The following is a 603-nucleotide window of genomic DNA, read 5'->3' on the forward strand; positions in this document are numbered from 1 at the left end:
CGCGCCCGGCACCCGCGACCTAGGGTGAGGGCATGCATCCGCTCGACGCCCAGGACCCGCTCGCGCACTGCCCCGAGCTGTTCGTCCGCACCCCCGAGGTCCGCTCCTACCTCGACGGCAACTCGCTCGGCCGGCCGCTGCGCGCGAGCGTCGCCCGGCTCGCGCGGTTCGCGGAGGAGGAGTGGGGCGGCCGCCTCATCCGCGGCTGGGAGGAGGGCTGGCTCGACATGCCGCTCGAGGTCGGCGACGCCCTCGGCTCCGCGGTGCTGGGAGCCGCGGCCGGGCAGACGGTCGTCGCCGACTCCACGACCGTCCTGCTCTACAAGCTCGCCCGCGCGGCGATCGCCCGCCAGGCGGAGCAGGGGCGCGACGAGATCGTCGTGGACACCGACAACTTCCCCACCGACCGGTACGTGCTGGAGGGCATCGCGGCCGAGACCGGCAGCACGCTCCGCTGGATCGACTCCGACCCCGGGAGCGGCGTCGGCCCCGACCACCTCGCCCCGGTGCTCGGCGAGCGGACGGCGCTGGTGCTGCTCAGCCACGTCGCGTACCGCTCGGGGTTCCTCGCCGACGCCGCGGCGATCACCGCCCAGGCGCACG

1 protein-coding gene is annotated in these 603 nt (G+C 75.8%); it reads left to right on the forward strand.

Features of this window, described 5'->3' with window-relative positions:
* Window positions 1-32: 32 nt before the first annotated feature.
* A partial coding sequence (locus tag C5C95_RS17055) for an aminotransferase class V-fold PLP-dependent enzyme (RefSeq protein ID WP_146087117.1) occupies window positions 33-603 on the forward strand: 571 nt, incomplete at its 3' end.

The sequence above is a fragment of the Rathayibacter sp. AY1B7 genome, from assembly GCF_002932735.1.
GTDB lineage: Bacteria > Actinomycetota > Actinomycetes > Actinomycetales > Microbacteriaceae > Rathayibacter.